At 69.1% G+C, this 17567-nt stretch carries 15 protein-coding genes; 11 read left to right on the top strand and 4 right to left on the bottom strand.

The features are described from left to right. Positions 1-19 precede the first annotated feature (19 nt). Positions 20-1816 (top strand): adenosylcobalamin-dependent ribonucleoside-diphosphate reductase, encoded by a 1797-nt coding sequence (locus tag WS45_RS17565; protein WP_059700887.1) that lies wholly within the window; start codon positions 20-22, stop codon positions 1814-1816. 52 nt (positions 1817-1868) lie between these two features. On the opposite strand, the gene ftsH is transcribed toward WS45_RS17565, so the two are convergent. The 3 genes from ftsH to WS45_RS17550 are packed head-to-tail and all read right to left on the bottom strand — an operon-like array spanning position 1869 to position 5005. After that, positions 1869-3776, bottom strand: a complete 1908-nt coding sequence (gene ftsH / locus WS45_RS17560; RefSeq protein WP_059700886.1) for an ATP-dependent zinc metalloprotease FtsH — start codon at positions 3774-3776, stop codon at positions 1869-1871. Positions 3777-3808: 32 nt separating this feature from the next. Beyond that, complete coding sequence (locus WS45_RS17555; protein WP_059700885.1) at positions 3809-4318, bottom strand: BCAM0308 family protein; 510 nt, start codon at positions 4316-4318, stop codon at positions 3809-3811. Between the two features lie 39 nt (positions 4319-4357). Then, on the bottom strand, positions 4358-5005 hold the full coding sequence (locus WS45_RS17550; protein ID WP_059537371.1) for a BON domain-containing protein: 648 nt from the start codon (positions 5003-5005) through the stop codon (positions 4358-4360). Between the two features lie 289 nt (positions 5006-5294). Here WS45_RS17550 and WS45_RS17545 point away from each other — a divergent pair, with 289 nt between their 5' ends. The 10 genes from WS45_RS17545 (at position 5295) to WS45_RS17500 (ending at position 16977) form a co-directional block, all read left to right on the top strand. Next, positions 5295-5483 carry a DUF2964 family protein gene (locus tag WS45_RS17545; RefSeq protein ID WP_012464867.1) on the top strand — a complete coding sequence of 63 codons (189 nt, stop codon included), beginning with the start codon at positions 5295-5297 and terminating at the stop codon, positions 5481-5483. 222 nt (positions 5484-5705) lie between these two features. Next, on the top strand, positions 5706-7199 hold the full coding sequence (locus tag WS45_RS17540; RefSeq protein WP_059536566.1) for an efflux transporter outer membrane subunit: 1494 nt from the start codon (positions 5706-5708) through the stop codon (positions 7197-7199). Continuing rightward, positions 7196-8269 (top strand): HlyD family secretion protein, encoded by a 1074-nt coding sequence (locus tag WS45_RS17535; RefSeq protein WP_059693100.1) that lies wholly within the window; start codon positions 7196-7198, stop codon positions 8267-8269. Before WS45_RS17540 ends, WS45_RS17535 begins: the two co-directional genes overlap by 4 nt. Then, positions 8266-11088: a ribosome-associated ATPase/putative transporter RbbA gene (gene rbbA / locus WS45_RS17530; protein WP_059700884.1), complete on the top strand. Its 2823-nt coding sequence runs from the start codon at positions 8266-8268 to the stop codon at positions 11086-11088. Before WS45_RS17535 ends, rbbA begins: the two co-directional genes overlap by 4 nt. Positions 11089-11090: 2 nt before the next feature. Continuing rightward, a complete protein-coding gene (locus WS45_RS17525; protein ID WP_059536576.1) occupies positions 11091-12215 on the top strand; it encodes an ABC transporter permease in 1125 nt (374 codons plus the stop codon). Positions 12216-12371: 156 nt separating this feature from the next. Further along, the gene (locus tag WS45_RS17520; RefSeq protein ID WP_059700883.1) at positions 12372-12557 is read left to right on the top strand and encodes a DUF2964 family protein; all 186 of its coding nucleotides are present in this window, start codon (positions 12372-12374) and stop codon (positions 12555-12557) included. Between the two features lie 32 nt (positions 12558-12589). Next, complete coding sequence (locus WS45_RS17515; protein ID WP_059700882.1) at positions 12590-13726, top strand: ABC transporter permease; 1137 nt, start codon at positions 12590-12592, stop codon at positions 13724-13726. Continuing rightward, positions 13723-14427, top strand: a complete 705-nt coding sequence (locus tag WS45_RS17510) for an ABC transporter ATP-binding protein (RefSeq protein WP_179949240.1) — start codon at positions 13723-13725, stop codon at positions 14425-14427. Before WS45_RS17515 ends, WS45_RS17510 begins: the two co-directional genes overlap by 4 nt. After that, positions 14424-15509, top strand: coding sequence for an HlyD family secretion protein (locus WS45_RS17505; RefSeq protein ID WP_059700881.1), 1086 nt, complete (start codon positions 14424-14426; stop codon positions 15507-15509). Before WS45_RS17510 ends, WS45_RS17505 begins: the two co-directional genes overlap by 4 nt. Continuing rightward, positions 15487-16977: an efflux transporter outer membrane subunit gene (locus tag WS45_RS17500; protein WP_059700880.1), complete on the top strand. Its 1491-nt coding sequence runs from the start codon at positions 15487-15489 to the stop codon at positions 16975-16977. The genes WS45_RS17505 and WS45_RS17500 overlap by 23 nt, the downstream gene beginning before the upstream one ends. Before the next feature lie 40 nt (positions 16978-17017). Here the strand turns inward: WS45_RS17500 and WS45_RS17495 are convergent, their stop codons facing one another. Next, positions 17018-17467, bottom strand: a complete 450-nt coding sequence (locus tag WS45_RS17495; protein ID WP_059536589.1) for a hypothetical protein — start codon at positions 17465-17467, stop codon at positions 17018-17020. Between the last annotated feature and the right edge of the window lie 100 nt (positions 17468-17567).

The following is a 17567-nucleotide window of genomic DNA, read 5'->3' as shown; positions in this document are numbered from 1 at the left end:
ATCGTTGCCGAGCCCCGCCATGGATGAGCAGCCGCTTTGCACCACCGTGTTCGCCGAGCGCTATGCGCAACCCGGCGAAACGTCTCGCGCGGCGGTCTTCCATCGCGTCGCCCGTGCGCTGTCGCTCGCCGAGCCGGCCGAGCGCCGTGCACAGGTGGAGCGCGCGTTCTTCGTGAACCTGCAGCGTGGCGCGATCGGCGCGGGCCGCATCCTCGCGAATGCCGGCGCGGACAACGGCGGAACGATGGTCAACTGCTTCGTCCATCCGCTCGCGATTCCGGTCGACACCCCCGTGCAGGCCGTCGACACGGCGCTCGCGCAGGCGCTCGACGATGCACGGGTCACGCTGCTGATGGGCGGCGGAATCGGCTACGACTTCTCGCCGGTGCCACCCGCCGACGCTTACGAACGGCGCCTGTCATCCGGGCGCGGCGCCTGCGCGGCGATCGACCGCTTCGATGCGATGTGCCGGGCGCTGCCGTTCACCGGCCCGCGCCGGGGCGCGCAAATGGGCGTGCTGCGCTGCGATCATCCGGACCTCATCGCATTCGTCACGGCCAAGCGCGGACGCTCGCGCTGGCCGACGTTCAACCTGTCGGTCGGCGTCACGGACGCGTTCATGGAGGCGGTCCGGCACGACCTGCCGTGGGCGCTCGTTCATCATGCGCCGCCCGCCTCCGCTTCCGCCGCAACGCCCCGGCGGCCGGACGGACGTTACCTTTACGCGACGGTGCCGGCCCGCACGCTCTGGCATGAGATCGTCAACGCCGCGCGCGACAACGCCGAACCCGGCCTGCTGTTCCTCGACACGATCCGCGACGCGAATCCGCTGCGCGAGCACGAGCGAATCGACGCGACGAACCCGTGCGGCGAACAACCGCTGCCGCCGTACGGCAGCTGCGTGCTCGGGCCGATCGACCTGTCGCGATTCGTTCTTTACCCGTTCGGCGTCGACGGGAAGCCGCGCTTCGATGTCGCGACGCTCGCCGACGCGGTGCGCATCCAGGTCCGCATGCTCGACAACGTGCTCGACCTGACCGCGTGGCCGCTCGCCGCGCACGAATATGAGGCGCGGCGGACACGGCGCATCGGGGTCGGCGTGACCGGGCTGGCCGACGCGCTGACGATGCTGCGGCTGCGCTACGACAGCGCGGAAGCACGCACGCTCGCACGCGGGATCGTGCTGACGATGCGCGAGCATGCGTTTGCCGCATCGGCCGCGCTTGCCGCCGAGCGCGGCGTGTTTCCGGCCTACGACCCGGACGCCTATCTGACCGGCCCCGCGTCTCGCACGTTGTTGCCGCTGAAGGTGCATCACGCGATCGCGCGGCACGGGCTGCGCAACAGCCATCTGCTGTCGTTCGCGCCGGCCGGCAGCGTGAGCCTCGCGTTCTGCGACAACTGTTCGAACGGGATCGAGCCGGCCGTCGGCTGGACGCAGCGTCGCATGGTCCGCACCGCCGACGGGCAGGTCCGGCCGTTCCGTGCGGAGAATCACGCTTACCGGCTGTTCCGCGCGCTGCATGGCGAGACCGTCAAGCTGCCGGGCTATTTCGTCACGGCCGCGGAAATCGCGCCGGCGGATCATGTCGCGATGCTCGCGGCGCTGCAGCCGTGCGTCGACGCCGGCATCTCGAAGACCGTGACGATGCCCGGCCAGTGTTCGCTCGCGGAGGTTGACGCGTTGTTCTTCCAGGCGTGGCGCGACGGGCTCAAGGGCATCACGGTTTTCCGGCCCGATCCGCGGCTCGCGTCGGTCGTGACCGACGACGCGGCGCGCGCGCGGCGCGACGGCCCGGTCTGCATCGGCTGTTGAACGATGCGATGGCCGGCGGCAGGCGTCCGGCGCGATCGCGGCGGTCGTTGCTTCAGGCGGAGACGCCCGTGGTCGTTTCCGAGTCGGCTTCCGCCGGCCGGGGTGTGTCGCCGGCATCGTCCGGCGGCGCGATGAGCGCCACCAGCATGTCGTGATCGATCGATTCGTGTTGCAGCAAGCTGCACGCGATCCGTTCGAGCGCATCGCGGTGCGCGCCGAGCGTCGCCGCGACCCGCGCATGCGCATCCTCGAGCAGCGCGCGCACCTCTTCGTCGATCAGTTGCGCCGTGTGCTCGCTGCAGTGACCGTCGCCCGGCGTCCATACGCCCGGCGCCCCGCCCTGGCGTGCGCCGTCGTCGAGCGTCGCGAGGCCGATCTTCTCGCTCATCCCGTACTGCATCACCATGTGGCGCGCCAGCGCGGTCGCGCGTTCGAGATCGTTCTGCGCGCCGGTCGACACGTCGCCGAACGCGATTTCCTCGGCCACCCGCCCGCCGAGCAACACGTCGAGCCGGTCGAGCAATTCGCTCCTGCGCAGCACGTAGCGATCCTCGGTCGGCACCTGCTGCGTGTAACCGAGCGCCGCGATCCCGCGCGGGATGATCGACACCTTCTTCACGGGGTCGCAGTGCGCGCGGCTTTGCGCGACGAGCGCATGCCCCGACTCGTGATACGCGATGGTCCGCTTTTCCTGTTCGTTCATCACGCGGCTCTTGCGCTCCATGCCGGTCATCGCGCGATCGATGGCTTCGTCGAAATCGGCCATCCCGATCGCGGGTTTGCCCAGTTCGGCCGCATGCAACGCGGCTTCGTTGACGACGTTCGCGAGATCGGCGCCGACGAAGCCCGGCGTGCGCTGCGCCAGCTCGGCCAGATCGACTTCCGGCGCGAGCTTCACGCGCTTCGTATGCACGGCCAGGATCTGCTTGCGTCCGGTCAGGTCCGGGCGGTCGATCGCGATGTGACGGTCGAAACGCCCGGGGCGCAGCAGCGCGGGATCCAGGATCTCCGGCCGGTTGGTCGCGGCCATGATGATGACGCCCGAATTGGCCTGAAAGCCGTCCATCTCGACGAGCAACTGGTTGAGCGTCTGCTCGCGCTCGTCGTTGCCCGACATCAGGCCGACGCCGCGCGCCTTGCCGAGCGCATCGAGCTCGTCGATGAACACGATGCACGGCGCGCTCTGCTGCGCCTGCTCGAAGAGATCGCGCACGCGCGCCGCGCCGACGCCGACGAACATCTCGACGAAGGCCGAGCCGCTGATCGTGAAGAACGGCACCGCGGCCTCGCCGGCGACCGCGCGGGCCAGCAGCGTCTTGCCGGTGCCGGGCGCACCGACGATCAGCACGCCCTTCGGGATCTTGCCGCCGAGCCGCTGGTAGCGTTCGGGGTTGCGCAGGAACGCGACGATCTGCTGCAACTCGGCCTTTGCCTCGTCGATGCCCGCGATATCGTCGAACGTGATGCCGGTTTCCTTCTGCATGTACACGCGGGCGCGGCTTTTGCCCATGCCGCTCAGGTCCCGCATCCCGCCCGGCCGTCGCATCATGAAACTCCAGATCACGACGAAGCCGATCAACGGGAAGATCCATGACGCGAGCGTCCCGATCCAGCCCGTATCCGTCGCGCCGCGGTAGCGAATTCCGGCGGCCGTCAGCGCGGCGACCAGGCCTTCGTCGCTCACCCGGTTCGTCGTGAAGCGCCATGGCGGGCCGATCTCCTTCACCTCGGCCGCGTCGGACGCGGGCAGCGCGACGCCGGCCTGCGGCATGCGCAGCGTGCCCGAGATCGACGTTTGGCCGATCTCGAGATCGTCGACGAGCCGTGCGTCCACCAGATGGTGGAAATCGCTGTAGGAAATCGACGTCGCCGCCGGCTGGCGCGCCAGCAGTTGAACCGCGACCAGCACGGCGAACGCGATCGGGATCAGCAACCCGGAGTAGTCGAATGATTTTTTCATGGGATCGAACCTGCCCGGCGGACCGCCGCCGCTCACGCGTCGTCGCGCTTCCAGTGCGCTCGCAGCACGTCCTCGCCGTCGCGATAGTTGATCGCGAGATCGCCGTGGTGTGCATGCAGCAACGCTTCGCCGAGGCGACGGACCATATGCACGCCCGTCGTTCGAACGATCAGCGAATCGGCGGATTTCTCGATGTCCATGATGCGTTCGAGCGCGTGCTCGCTCGTCTCGAGATCGGCCTGACGCTCGAGCAGCTCGAGAATCGTCGAGCGGTGCGCGCGCAGATACTCGCCGCGCAACACCAGTTCGCCCGCCGGCACGTTTTCCCGCATGCGCTTGCAGGCCGGGCATTCGAGCTGGCGCCGGTCGAGCGCGGTCGCGGACCAGGTCCAGCGGCCCGCTTCGCAGACCGCGCCGCAGCCTTCGCAGATACGGTCGCCCGTCGGCCGCTTCGGATCACGGTAACTGTCTTTCGTATGCGGCTGCATGCGCTTGTCGCGGCGCAGATAGTTTCGGCCGGGGCCGGTATGCGGACGGTTCATCGCTGTTTCTCCTGATAGTAGACAGCACGTGCAAGCCGGTCAGGCAACGGTCAGCCGGTCGACGACCTGCCTGACGCCCCTCACCGACCCCGCCGCGCCGCATGCGGCGCGCCGTTCGGCCAGCGACGCGACCGTGCCCGTCAGCGTGACGATGCCGTCGGTGGCGTCGATCGAGATTCCCGCGGTTTCGCGCTGCGCGCGGCGCGCAAGCGCCTCGGCGATCCGGGCGCCGACGTCCGGCACCGTATGGTCGGCGCGCACCCGGATGCGGTTCGCCACGCCGACGACGCCGATCATCCGGCTCACCATCGCTTCCGCCGCGCGGCTCTGATATGCATGATCGACTTCGCCGTCGAGCGTCACGCAGCCGTGATCGACTTCGACGCCGATCTTGTGATCGCGCAACGCCTCCTGCCATCCGAGCGCGAACGTGATCGCGATCGCCAGTTCCTGGTCCGCGCACGCGTTCTCCGGCGGCGCGACATTCAGTTCGAGCACCAGCGCGCGCGCATCGGCGACGTGCAGTGCCGTTTTCTGCGCCTCGAGCTTCTGGGCCCAGCTGTCGACCGTGCCGCGCAACGTCACGATCCGGTCGCGCACCTCGACGTCGATCCGGCGCGCATCGATCGCCGGATTCCAGAACAACGCCTGCTCGACATCCTGCTTGAGTACTGCATCGGACTTCATGTCGGTCTCCCGTCGGCCCGTGCCGGCCGCAAAGCTGGCGAGCGATGCGTGCGGCACCCTGTTCAGCATCGCGCACGGCCGCGCCGGCGGCTTGACGAGGATCAATCAAAGGCGGGCCGACGGCGGAGGCCGACCGGCCGGCGATGGCCGATTTTGTCCGTTGACGCAGATCAACCGCGCGACCAGGCGCGACGCGATCATGAATCGGCAGACGTCGTGAAAGCCGCGGCAACCGGGACGTTTCGCATTCGTACGACCGTCGACGTCCACCGCTTTCCGGGAGACCGTCATGATCCACAAGCAGTACCGCATCGTGCTCGCGACGCTCAGCGTGTTCATCGCGATTGCGTCGCTGGTCGGCATCGTTCACGGGATGCTGTTCGACGAGGAGGTGTTCAGGTACTCGATCGTCACGCTGATCTCCAGCATCCTCGCGTTCGTCGTGCTGCTCAATCCCGGGCCGGGCGACCGGCCGTGACGGGCCTTGCGTGGTTCGGTCCGGCACGCCGTCACGAGGCCGGCCGAGGCACGCTGCAACACGCGCGTCAAGCGAGGGGCCGCTCGAAACGCATTCCCGCCCGAGTGACACAGATCAAGGGGAAACCCTGTAATCGTCGGATATAAGTGAATCCGAAGCGGCGTCGCCTGGCGGGCGGCGCCATCCCGTATTCCCGCATTCCCGTATTCGACGAGGCATCCCATGCGCGCTGCCGCGCCTCCCGTTCGCTTTCATCCTGCCGTCGTGCGGCGCATGCGTGCCGTCGCGCTCGCGGCGGGCATGGTGCTGCTGTCGGGCTGCCTGTCGCTTGCGCCGCCGGACGAGCGTCCCGCCGCACCGATTCCCGCATCCTTTCCGGATCCTTCCGCCGACGCGACACCGGCGGCGCCCGTGCCCGAGTGGCAGGCCTACTTCGTCGACGCACGCCTGCGCGCGTTGATCGGGCAGGCGCTCGCCAACAACCGGGATCTGCGCGCGGCGGTGGCACGCGTCGAGCAGGCGCGCGCGGTCTACGGCATCCGCAGCGCGGATCAATGGCCGACGATCGGTGCGGGCGCGGCCTATGCACGGTTTCGCACGCCGGGCGGCTTCCTCACTCCGACGCCCGTCATCGGCCAGATTTACGAAGTCCAGCTGGCCGAGACGCAATGGGAGATCGATTTCTGGGGCCGCGTGCGCAACCTGAAAGCGGCGGCGCTCCAGCGCTACCTCGCGAGCGACGCGGCGCGGCAGGCGGTGACGTTGAGTGTCGTCACCGGCGTAGCCGATGCCTATCTGACCCTGTGCGAGATCGACGAACGCATCGCGCTGACCCGCGCGACGATCGACACACGCCGCGAATCGCTGCGGATTTTCCGGCTTCGTCACGCGGCCGGCGCGATCTCGCGCCTCGACCTGACGCAATCGGAGATCCTGCTGCAGCAGGCGGAATCGCTCGGCGTCCAGTTGCAGCAGGCCCGCGCGACGGCGGCCGATGCGCTGGCGTTGCTCGTCGGTGCGCCGCCGGCGCTGGCCGCCACGCCGCTCGCGCTCGACGACGGCGCGGTGCTGCCGTCGCTCGCCCCCGGCCTGCCGTCGTCGCTGCTGACCCGGCGTCCGGACGTGATCGCGGCGGAACATGAACTGCAGGCGACCCGCGCGAACATCGGTGCGGCGCGCGCGGCATTCTTTCCGCGCATCGCATTGACGAGCGCGATCGGCTCGGGCAGCACCGCGCTGCATGACCTGCTGTCGTCCGGCACGGGCGTGTGGTCGGTGATTCCCAACGTCACGCTGCCGCTCGTCGACGGCGGCCGCAACCGGTCGAATCTCGCGCTCTCGCACGCGCAACGCGACGAGGCGCTCGCGCAGTACGAGAAGACGCTGCAGCGCGCGTTCCGCGACGTGTCCGATGCGCTCGCGGCGCGCCACTGGCTCGCCGACCAGGTCGCCATCGAGCGCGCCACGCTGGCGTCGCAGGCCGAGCGGGCACGCCTCGCGAAGCTGCGCTACGACAGCGGGGCCACCCGCTTCCTCGAAGTGCTCGATGCGCAACGGGACCTGATGAACGCCGAGCAGCAATGGGTCATGACGCGTCGTGCGCTGCTGTCGAGCCGCGTCGCGCTGTACGGCGCGCTCGGCGGCGGCGTGATCGACACCGGCAAGACTGCCGCGGCAACGGCTCCCCTTTCGACAGACTCGGACAACACACCATGAAAACCATCCCGCGCCCTCTTCTGATCGGTGCCGGTGCGGCCGTGCTCGCGATCGGCCTCGCGTACTACGGGTGGACGCGCTGGCGCGACGGCCAGACGGATGCGGGGCTCGTCAGCGGCAACGGCCGCATCGAGGCGACCGAAATCGACGTCGCGACCAAGCTGCCGGGGCGCGTGACCGCCATGCTCGTCGACGAAGGCGACTTCGTGACGGCCGGCCAGCCGCTCGCACGCATGGACGTCGTCGTCCTGCAGGCGCAGCTCGACGAGGCACAGGCGCGGGAGCAACAGGCCGTGAACACAGCGGCGAGCATCGACGCGCAGGTCGCGCAGCGCCGCAGCGACAAGGCCGCGGCCGCGGCCGTCGTCGTGCAACGGGAAAGCGAGCTGGACGCGGCTACGCGGCGACTCGCGCGGTCCGAAACGCTGTCGCGCGACGGTGCGTCGTCGATGCAGGAGCTGGACGACGATCGCGCGCGCGCCGGCAGCCTGCGCGCGACCGTGAACGCCGCGCGCGCGCAGGTGGAAGCGGCCCAGGCCGCCGTCGACGCAACGCGGGCCCAGCTCGTCGCGGCGCGCTCGGCCGTGACGGCCGCGCAGGCGACCGTGGCGCGCGTGCGGGCCGACATCTCGGACAGCGAACTGACGTCGCCGCGCGACGGGCGCGTCCAGTACCGGATTGCCGAGTCGGGCGAAGTCCTGCCGGCGGGCGGCAAGGTGCTCAACGTCGTCGACCTGTCCGACGTCTACATGACGTTCTTCCTGCCCGAAGCGGTCGTCGGCCGGGTCCCGCTCGGCGCCGACGTGCGGATCGTGCTCGATGCGGCACCGGAATACGTGATTCCGGCACGCGTGTCCTATGTGTCCAGCACCGCGCAGTTCACGCCGAAGACGGTCGAGACGGCCACCGAGCGGCAGAAGCTGATGTTCCGGGTCAAGGCGCGCATCGATCGCGATCTGCTGCAGCGCCACCTGAAACTCGTGAAGACCGGGTTGCCGGGCGTCGCGTGGCTGAAGACCGACCCGCACGCGGGCTGGCCGGATCGCCTCGCGATCAGGGTGCCGCAATGAATGCGACGACGCCCGTCGAGACCGACGCCGGATCGATCGACGGTTCGCCGGTGTCGGGCGATCCGCGCATGGTCGCCCGGCTGTCGGGCGTCTCGCTGCGCTACGGCGACAAGTACGCGCTCGACGACGTGACCCTCGACATCCCCGCCGGCCGCATGATCGGGCTGATCGGGCCGGACGGCGTCGGCAAGTCGAGCCTGCTCGCGCTCGTGTCCGGCGCGCGCGCGATCCAGCAGGGCCGCGTATGGACGCTCGACGGCGACCTGTCGTCGCGCCGCCATCGCGCGCGCGTATGCCGGCGCATCGCCTACATGCCGCAAGGCCTCGGCCGGAACCTGTACGCGACGCTGTCGGTCGAGGAAAACCTGCAGTTCTTCGCGAGACTGTTCGGCCACGATGCCGCGGAGCGCCGCCGCCGGATCGACGCGCTGACGCGCAGCACCGGCCTGCAGCCGTTCCTGGATCGCCCGGCCGGCAAGCTGTCCGGCGGCATGAAGCAGAAGCTCGGCCTGTGCTGCGCGCTGATCCACGACCCCGACCTGCTGATCCTGGACGAACCGACGACCGGCGTCGATCCGCTGTCGCGTGCGCAGTTCTGGGAGCTGATCGGACGCATTCGCGCCGCCCGCCCGGCGATGAGCGTGCTGGTCGCCACCGCGTACATGGACGAGGCCCGCCGATTCGACCGGCTGATCGCGATGGACGCGGGCCGCGTGCTGGCAACCGGCAGCCCCGACGAGCTGCTCGAACGCACCGGCTGCGACACGCTGGAAGCCGCGTTCATCGCGTTGCTGCCGGAGGCTCGCCGGCGCGGGCACCAGCCGGTCGCGATCGCGCCGTTCCAGCCCGACCAGGCGGCCGGCTACGCGATCGAGGCCGACGCGCTGACGATGCGGTTCGGCGATTTCGTCGCGGTCGACCACGTGAGCCTGCAGATCCGCCGCGGCGAAATCTTCGGCTTTCTCGGCTCGAACGGCTGCGGCAAGTCGACGACCATGAAGATGCTCACCGGCCTGCTGCCCGCGTCGGAAGGCACGGCGACGCTGTTCGGCCGGCCGATCGCCGCGAACGACATCGACACGCGCAGACGCGTCGGCTACATGTCGCAAGGGTTTTCGCTCTACGGCGAACTGACCGTCCGGCAGAACCTCGTGCTGCATGCGCGCCTGTTCGGCGTACCGGAACCGGACGTGCCCTCCCGCGTGACCGAAATGGTCGCGCGCTTCGGGCTCGCGGACGCCCTCGACGCGCTGCCCGAGCGCCTGCCGCTCGGGATGCGGCAGCGGCTGTCCCTCGCGGTCGCGATGGTGCACAAGCCCGAGCTGCTGATCCTGGACGAGCCGACCTCGGGCGTGGATCCGGTCGCGCGCGACGACTTCTGGCGGTTGATGATCGAGCTCGCGCGCAACGATCGCGTCACCATCTTCATTTCGACGCACTTCATGAACGAGGCCGCGCGGTGCGACCGCATCTCGCTGATGCATGCGGGCCGCGTGCTCGCGAGCGCCGCGCCCGAGGAACTGGTGCGCCTGCGCGGCGCGGCCGCGCTCGAGGACGCGTTCATCGGCTACCTGACCGACGCGCAGAAAGCGGACGACGCGGGTGGCACGGACGGCGCGACGGCCGATGCGCCGTCCGACGCCGGCTGGCTCGCCGCGCCGCCCGCCGCGGCCGGCGCCGGCCATGCGGCCGCATGGTTCAGCCCGGCGCGCGCCGGCAGCTATCTGTGGCGCGAGGTGCTGGAACTGCGACGCGACCCGTTGCGCGCGACGCTGGCGCTGTTCGGCTCGCTCGTGCTGATGTGCGTGATCAGCATCGGCATCAGTCTCGACGTCGACAACCTGACGTTCGCGGTGCTCGATCGCGATCAGTCGATCCTGAGCCAGGACTATGCGCAGAATCTCGCCGGTTCCCGCTATTTCGTGCCGCGCGCGCCGCTCGCGGATGACCGCGACATCGAGCGCCGCATGCGCAACGGCCAGCTGTCGCTCGCGCTCGAGATCCCGCCCGATTTCGCGCGCGACGTGGCGCGCGGCCGGCGCGTGGAGATCGGCGCATGGGTCGACGGCGCGATGCCGATGCGCGCGGAGACGATCCGCGGCTACGTGGCCGGCATGCACGAAAACTGGCTGCGCGACCAGGCGAAGCGCCGGCTCGGCGTGTCGCTCGTCCCGGCCGTGGACATCGCGATCCGCTATCGCTACAACCCCGACGTCAAGAGCCTGCCGGCGATGATTCCGGCGATCATGCCGATGCTGCTGCTGATGCTGCCCGCGATGCTGACGGCGCTCGCCGTCGTGCGGGAACGCGAGCTCGGGTCGATCGTCAACCTGTACGTGACGCCCGTCACGCGGGCCGAATTCCTGCTCGGCAAGCAGGCGCCATACGTCATGCTGGCGATGCTGAACTTCCTGCTGATGGTCGTGCTGGCCGACGTCGTGTTCGGCGTGCGGATCAAGGGCAGTTTCGCGACGCTGGCGGCCGCGGTGCTGATATTCAACGTCGTGGCCACCGGCATCGGGCTGTTTGCGTCGACGTTTACCCGCAGCCAGATCGCCGCGATCTTCATGACGATCGTCGGCACGCTGATTCCCGTCGTGCAGTTCTCGGGCCTGCTCACGCCGCTGTCGTCGCTCGAGGGCAGCGGGAAATGGGTCGGCACCGTCTATCCGGCCACCTACATGCTCGCGATCAGCCGCGGCGTCTACAACAAGGCGCTCGGGCTGGCCGACCTGTCGTCGCAGTTCTGGCCGATGCTCGCGGCCGTGCCGGTCATCCTGGTCATGACCGGCGTGCTGCTGCGCAAGCAGGAGCGCTGACCATGTCGCGCCTGCTCGTCATTTTCCGGCTCGGGGTCAAGGAACTGTGGAGCCTCGCTCGCGACCCGATCCTGCTCGCGCTCATCGTCTATACGTTCAGCGCGTCGATCTACGTCGCCGCCACCGCCCGCCCGGAAACGCTGCACAAGGTGCCGATCGCGATCGTCGACGAGGATGCGTCGCCGCTGTCGGCGCGCATCGCGGCGGCGTTCTTCCCGCCGCAGTTCGCGCCGCCGCCGATCGTCGACGCCGGCGCCGCCGATCGCGGGCTGGACGACGGCGACTACACGTTCTCGCTCGACATTCCGCCCGACTTCCAGCGCGACGTGCTCGCCGGCCGCCACGCGACGGTCCAGCTCAACGTCGACGCGACCCGCATGACGCAGGCGTTCACCGGCGGCGGTTACATCCAGCAGATCGTGGCGGGCGAGATCGACGCCTTCGTGCGGCGCCATCGCGGCACGTCCTTGCCGCCCGTCGATCTCGCGATGCGGATGCGCTTCAACCCGAATCTCGACGAAGTCTGGTTCGGCGCGCTGATGGAGCTGATCAACAACGTGACGATGCTGTCGATGATCCTCACCGGGGCCGCGCTGATTCGCGAGCGCGAGCACGGCACGATCGAGCATCTGCTCGTCATGCCGGTGACCGCGGCGGAAATCATGCTCGCGAAGGTCTGGTCGATGGGGCTCGTCGTCGCGGCGGCGGCCGTCGCGTCGCTGACGTTCGTCGTGGGCGGCGCGCTGCACGTGCCGATTCCGGGGTCCGTGCCGCTGTTCGTGGCCGGCATGGCGTTGCACCTGTTCGCGACGACGTCGATGGGGATCTTTCTCGCGACGCTCGTGCGCAGCATGCCGCAGTTCGGCATGCTGCTCGTCCTCGTGCTGCTGCCGCTGCAACTGCTGTCGGGCGGACTGACGCCGCGCGAAAGCATGCCGCCCGTCGTGCAGGACATCATGCTGGCCGCGCCGACCACCCATTTCGTCGAACTCGCGCAGCGCATCCTGTATCGCGGCGCCGGGCTCGACGCGGTGTGGGCCCAGTTCGCCGCGCTGTTCGCGATCGGCTGCGTGCTGTTCCTGCTGTCGCTGACGCGATTCCGCAAGACGATTGGTCAGATGACTTGACCGGCGCGTCGCGCCCGTGACGCCGGGATTTGTCCGTTGATACAGATCAATCGTGCCGGAGCGCGGCACGCGATCATGACGCCATGTCTTGCGCAACCAGCGGCAGCGACGTTGACGGCAACGCCGTCCACGGCGGCCGCTTCCCGGGAGAACGTCATGATGGGTCTGCCATACCGAAGCGCGCTCGCGACGCTCTGCGTGTTCATCGCGCTCGCCTCGCTGCTGGGCGTCGTGCACGCGATGCTGATCGACACGCCGGTCGTTCCGTACGCGATCATCGCGCTGGTGTCGGGCATCGTCGCGTTCGTCGCGCAACTGGATCCGGCGGCGTCCCGGCAATAGCGGCACGAACCGGACGCGCTGGCTTCGCGATCATGAACGGCATTCTGCGTCTCGCGTTCAAGCTGCTCGTCAACGACAGCGCGAAATTCACCGCGCTGACCGTCGGCATCACGTTCTCGGTGCTGCTGATGATCGAGATGACGTCGCTGTTCGCCGGCATCCTGAACAAGTCGTCGGCGTCGGTCATCAATATCGGCGCGAAGGTCTGGGTGATGGACCCGGCCGTGAAGACGATCGCGAACAGCATCGGCATGCCCGACTATGTGCTCGACGCCGTGCGCAGCATCGACGGCGTCAAGTATGCGGTGCCGCTCTATTCCGGCGGCGCGCTCGTCAAGCTGCGCTCCGGCACCTACCAGGCCGTGACGGTCGTCGGCCTCGACGACGCCAGCCTGCTCGGCCGCCCGACGATGCTGCAGGGCCGCATCGAGGACATTTACGCGGAAAACGGCTTCATCGCGATTCAGGATCCCGAGTTTCGGAAGCTCGAGAATCCGTCCGTCGGCACCGATTTCGAGTTGAACGATCATCGCGGCGTGATCGTCGGCATCGCGAAGGTCGCCGCGAGCGGCCTGTTCGGCACGCCGACGCTTTACACCACGTACGCCCGCGCGATCCGCTACATTCCGTCGCCGCGCTTCACGACCTCGTACATCCTCGTCGAGCCGAAGTCGGATGCGGACATCGCCCACATCAAGGCCGTCGTGCAATCGCTCGGCTATCGCGCGTACACGCGCGACGAATTCATCGCGCAGATCTCGCGTTTTTACAAGTACGAGACGGGGCTCGGCACCAACATCATGCTGATGACGATCATCAGCTTCATCATCGGCCTGTCGATTTCAGGGCAGACGTTCTATGCGTTCATCCTCGAGAACCTCGACAAATTCGGCGCGCTGAAGGCGATCGGCGCGAAAAGCCGTGAGCTGGTCGCGATGATTTTGTTCCAGGCCACGTTCACCGCGCTGACCGGCTACGGCATCGGCGTCGGGCTGTGCGTGCTGTTGATCAGCCTCGCGAAAGTACGGATTCCAGACTATGCGGCGCTCGTTACGTACGGCAACCTGTTGCTCGCGTTCGGGATGGTGGTCGTGATCGCGACGATCTCGAGCTATCTCGGCGTGCGGCGCGTACTGCGCATCGAGCCGTTCGACATCTTCCGGGGCTGACGATGGCCGGCATCGCGATCGACGCGCGCGGCGTCAGCAAGTGGTTCGGCGAAGGCGACGCGCGCACGCAGGCATTGCGCGACGTGTCGATGCAGGCGAACTTCGGCGAGATGCTGCTGATCGTCGGGCCGTCCGGCAGCGGCAAGACGACGCTGCTCAGCGTGATCTCCGGCATCCTCCGGCCGGACGGCGGTTCGGTGTCGATCGACGGTGTCGACCTGTGGGCGCAGCCGAACGACGCGATCGCCGATTTCCGGCTGAACCGGATCGGCTTCGTGTTCCAGGATTACCACCTGTTCCCGCGGCTCACGACCGCCGAGAACGTCGCGATCCCGCTGATCCTGAGGCGCCGCCCGTGGGACGACGCGATCAAGGAAGCGCACGCGTATCTGGACGTGGTCGGCCTCGCGAACCGCGCGCAATTGCCGCCCGTGAAGCTGTCCGGCGGCGAACAGCAGCGCGTCGCGATCGCGCGCGCGATCGTCAGCCAGCCCGATCTGCTGATCCTCGACGAACCGACCGCGTCGCTCGACGGCGACACGGGCCGCATGATCATCGACTTCGTCAAGCACGAGGTGCTCAACGACACGCGCTGCATCGTGATCGTCACGCACGACGCGCGCATCTTCGAGTACGCGGATCGCGTCCTGCGAATGGAAGACGGCAAGCTCAACGGCATCGAGCGCGGAGGTGCGCGATGAAACACCGGCTCGTGTTCGTGGCGGCCCTGCTCGGCTTCCTGGCAAGCGTCGTCGCCGCGTGGGTCTACAGTCGCCAGGAGCCGCCGCAGCCGCCGGTATTCAAGCCGGCCGCCAATCCATACGCACGCGGCGTCTACGCGAACGGCATCGTCGAGAGCGAGCAGCCGGCCGGCGCGAACGTGAACGTCTATCCGGACGTCTCCGGCGCCGTGACGCGCATCCTCGTGCACGACGGCGATCCGGTGAAGGCCGGCGACGCGCTGCTGGCGATCGACGACTCGGTGCAACGCGCGACCGCCGCCCAGCTCGCGGCGCAGGCCGACGCGGCAGCCGCGCTGCTCGACGAGCTGAAGGCGCAGCCGCGCCGCGAGGTGCTCGACGTGGCCAGCGCGCAGACCACGGCCGCACAGGCGAGCCTGAAGCTCGCGCAGGATCAGTACGACAAACAGCGGCACGCATACGACATCGATCCGAAAGCCGTCAGCCGCGACGCGCTCGACACGGCCGCGAACGCGGTGCGCGTCGCGGCGGCCAACCTGGACGTCGTGACGCGGCAGTATCGTCTGACCAAGGCCGGCGCATGGAGCTACGACATACGCAACCAGGAAGCACAGGCCATCGCGCTGCGGCGCGCGGCCGATGCGGCGGCCGCCCTGCTCGCCCGCTACACGCTGCGCGCGCCGGCCGACGGCACCGTTCTGGCGATGAACGCGGCCGTCGGGGCCTACCTGACCTCGCAGGGGCTGTACGACACCTATACGCGCGGCAGCACGCCGGTCGTGGTGCTCGGCACACCGGTCGACCGGCTGCAGGTGCGCTGCTACATCGACGAAATCCTGATCCATCAGCTCCCCGATCTGCATGCGTTGAAGGCGCACATGTTCGTGCGCGGCACGTCGGTCGAGGCCGATCTTCAGTTCGTGCGCGTGCAGCCGTACGTCACGCCGAAGATCGAGCTGTCCGACCAGCGCACCGAGCGCGTCGACGTGCGCGTGCTGCCGGTCATTTTCCGTATCGTGCCGAACAGGAATGTGCGGCTGTTTCCCGGGCAGATCGTCGATGTCTACGTCGCAGGCAAATAACGGCGCCCGTTGCGTGCACGCGCTGCGCCGCGGAACCGGCGCGCTGGCCGTCGCCGGACTGCTCGCCGGATGCACGGTCGGGCCGAATTTCGTCCCGCCGCCCACGCCGCGCGTCGCGCACTTCGTGCCGCCCGACGATCCGGGCGCGGCGTCCGGCTCCTGGCGCGGCGGTGGCAGGACACAGGCGTTGTCGGCGGATGCGGCACTCACGCGCGACTGGTGGACGCGCTTCGGCAGCCGCGCGATCGACTCGACCGTCGCCGAAGCGCTGACCGGCAGCCCGACGCTCGATCTCGCCGAAGCGACGCTGCGGCGCAGCGAGCACGCGCTGCGGGCCGGCCAGGGGATCTTCTTTCCGCAGGTGGATGCGCAGGCCGGCGCGTCGCGCCAGCGCGCCACGCCGCTGCGCACCGGCCAGGCGTTGCCGGCGTCGATCTTCAACCTGTTCACGCTGTCGGCGACGGTCAGCTACACGCTCGACCTGTGGGGTGGCGAACGGCGCCAGGTCGAAGCGCTCGCGGCCGACGTCGATGCGCAGCGGCAGGCGCTGGCGGGCGCCTATCTGATGCTGACCGCGAACGTCGTCAATACGATGGTCGCGCGCGCGGCCTATCGCGACGAAGCCGCGGCGACCCGCGAAACGATCGGCCTGCTCGACGAGCAGATTCGCCTGACGCGCGCGCAGGTGACGGCCGGCGCGGCGGCCTACGTCGCGGTGCTGACGCTGGAAGCACAGCGGGCGTCGTTCGAGGCGACGCTGCCCGCGCTCGACCAGAAACGCGCGCAGGCCGACGATCTGCTCGCGCTGCTGGCCGGCCGCTACCCGGTCGACTGGCGCACGCCGGACCTGTCGCTCGACGGGATCGAATTGCCCGCCAGCCTGCCCGACACGGCGCCGTCGTCGCTGGTGCGCCGCCGCCCCGACATTCTGCAGGCCGAGGCTCAACTGCACGTGGCCAGCGCGCGGGTCGGCGTCGCGACGGCCGCGCTCTATCCGAACCTCACGCTGTCCGCGTCGGGCGGGTTCGAAAGCGTCGTCGCCGGCAAGCTGTTCGCGCCGGCCGGCCGCGCATGGAGTGTCGGCGCGGGGCTCGCCGCGCCGATCTTTCACGGCGGCACGCTGCTGAACCAGCGGCGCGCCGCGCAGGATGCGTACGACGAAGCCGATGCGACCTATCGCCAGGTCGTCCTGTCGGCGTTCTCGCAGGTGGCCGACACGTTGCGCGCGCTCGCCAACGACGCGGCGGCGCTCGATGCGCAGGCGCGCGCGATGGCCGCGGCGCGTGACGCGCTGACGCTCACGCAGGCCGGCTACGACGCGGGTATCGCCGGCTACGTCCAGTTGCTGGTCGCCGACGTGCAATACCATCAGGCGCGGATTGCATGGCTGCAGACGGTCGCGCAGCGGCTGCAGGACACGGTCGCGTTCTACGTCGCGCTCGGCGGCGGCTGGGGCGACGCGGGCTGACACGCGCGCGGCACGGGCATTCAGCGCCGTTGAGCCCCATTCAGCCCGTCTGTGCCGCAACGTCGGGCCGCTGCCACGGCGGCAATTCCGCCCAGCCGAGCGGCCCGTAGACGGTGCCGCCAGCGGCCTCGATCCGTTCGACGAACGTGGCGAGCGTGGCCCCGGCGGGCACGGTCAGCGTCAGCGCGTCGACGAAATCCTCGCTGCGCAGCCATGGCGCCGCGCCGTGGTTGATCTGCTGGACGCTCCATGCGTGCCCGTGCCGCCCGGCCTCGGGCGGCAACAGACCCGGCGCGTCGAACGCGACCCGCAGCAATTGCGCGCGCGAATCGCTGTACGGCGGTTTCGCGGCATTCTGGTACGGCACGTCCGCCCAGCGCTCGCCGCATTGCTCGTCGAGCGGCAAGCAGGTAAACCACGCCCAGGGCGAGCGGACGAAGCACAGCCGGTAAAGGTGCCCGGCACCATCCAGATTGGCGATCAACGTCATGATGGGTTCATCCCGAAAGACTCGTGATGCCGCTACGCGTGGCGCGCACGGCATGCGCGGATGACGGGATCACGACGCCGCAAGCGCGCACGAAATCACT

It is taken from the genome of Burkholderia sp. RF2-non_BP3 (assembly GCF_001522185.1).
Lineage (GTDB): Bacteria > Pseudomonadota > Gammaproteobacteria > Burkholderiales > Burkholderiaceae > Burkholderia > Burkholderia diffusa.
The sequence above is the reverse complement of the archived record's forward strand: the minus strand, read 5'-3'. Positions and strand labels throughout refer to the sequence as shown.

Bases quoted from the DNA above. Each gene is read 5' to 3' on its own strand.
- WS45_RS17500 (WP_059700880.1), top strand. From the start codon at position 15,487: ATGTCTACGTCGCAGGCAAATAACGGCGCCCGTTGCGTGCACGCGCTG.
- WS45_RS17495 (WP_059536589.1), bottom strand. From the start codon at position 17,467: ATGACGTTGATCGCCAATCTGGATGGTGCCGGGCACCTTTACCGGCTG.
- rbbA (WP_059700884.1), top strand. From the start codon at position 8,266: ATGAATGCGACGACGCCCGTCGAGACCGACGCCGGATCGATCGACGGT.
- WS45_RS17520 (WP_059700883.1), top strand. From the start codon at position 12,372: ATGATGGGTCTGCCATACCGAAGCGCGCTCGCGACGCTCTGCGTGTTC.
- WS45_RS17545 (WP_012464867.1), top strand. From the start codon at position 5,295: ATGATCCACAAGCAGTACCGCATCGTGCTCGCGACGCTCAGCGTGTTC.
- WS45_RS17555 (WP_059700885.1), bottom strand. From the start codon at position 4,318: ATGAACCGTCCGCATACCGGCCCCGGCCGAAACTATCTGCGCCGCGAC.
- WS45_RS17540 (WP_059536566.1), top strand. From the start codon at position 5,706: ATGCGCGCTGCCGCGCCTCCCGTTCGCTTTCATCCTGCCGTCGTGCGG.
- WS45_RS17565 (WP_059700887.1), top strand. From the start codon at position 20: ATGGATGAGCAGCCGCTTTGCACCACCGTGTTCGCCGAGCGCTATGCG.
- WS45_RS17515 (WP_059700882.1), top strand. From the start codon at position 12,590: ATGAACGGCATTCTGCGTCTCGCGTTCAAGCTGCTCGTCAACGACAGC.
- WS45_RS17525 (WP_059536576.1), top strand. From the start codon at position 11,091: ATGTCGCGCCTGCTCGTCATTTTCCGGCTCGGGGTCAAGGAACTGTGG.
- WS45_RS17550 (WP_059537371.1), bottom strand. From the start codon at position 5,005: ATGAAGTCCGATGCAGTACTCAAGCAGGATGTCGAGCAGGCGTTGTTC.
- ftsH (WP_059700886.1), bottom strand. From the start codon at position 3,776: ATGAAAAAATCATTCGACTACTCCGGGTTGCTGATCCCGATCGCGTTC.
- WS45_RS17505 (WP_059700881.1), top strand. From the start codon at position 14,424: ATGAAACACCGGCTCGTGTTCGTGGCGGCCCTGCTCGGCTTCCTGGCA.
- WS45_RS17535 (WP_059693100.1), top strand. From the start codon at position 7,196: ATGAAAACCATCCCGCGCCCTCTTCTGATCGGTGCCGGTGCGGCCGTG.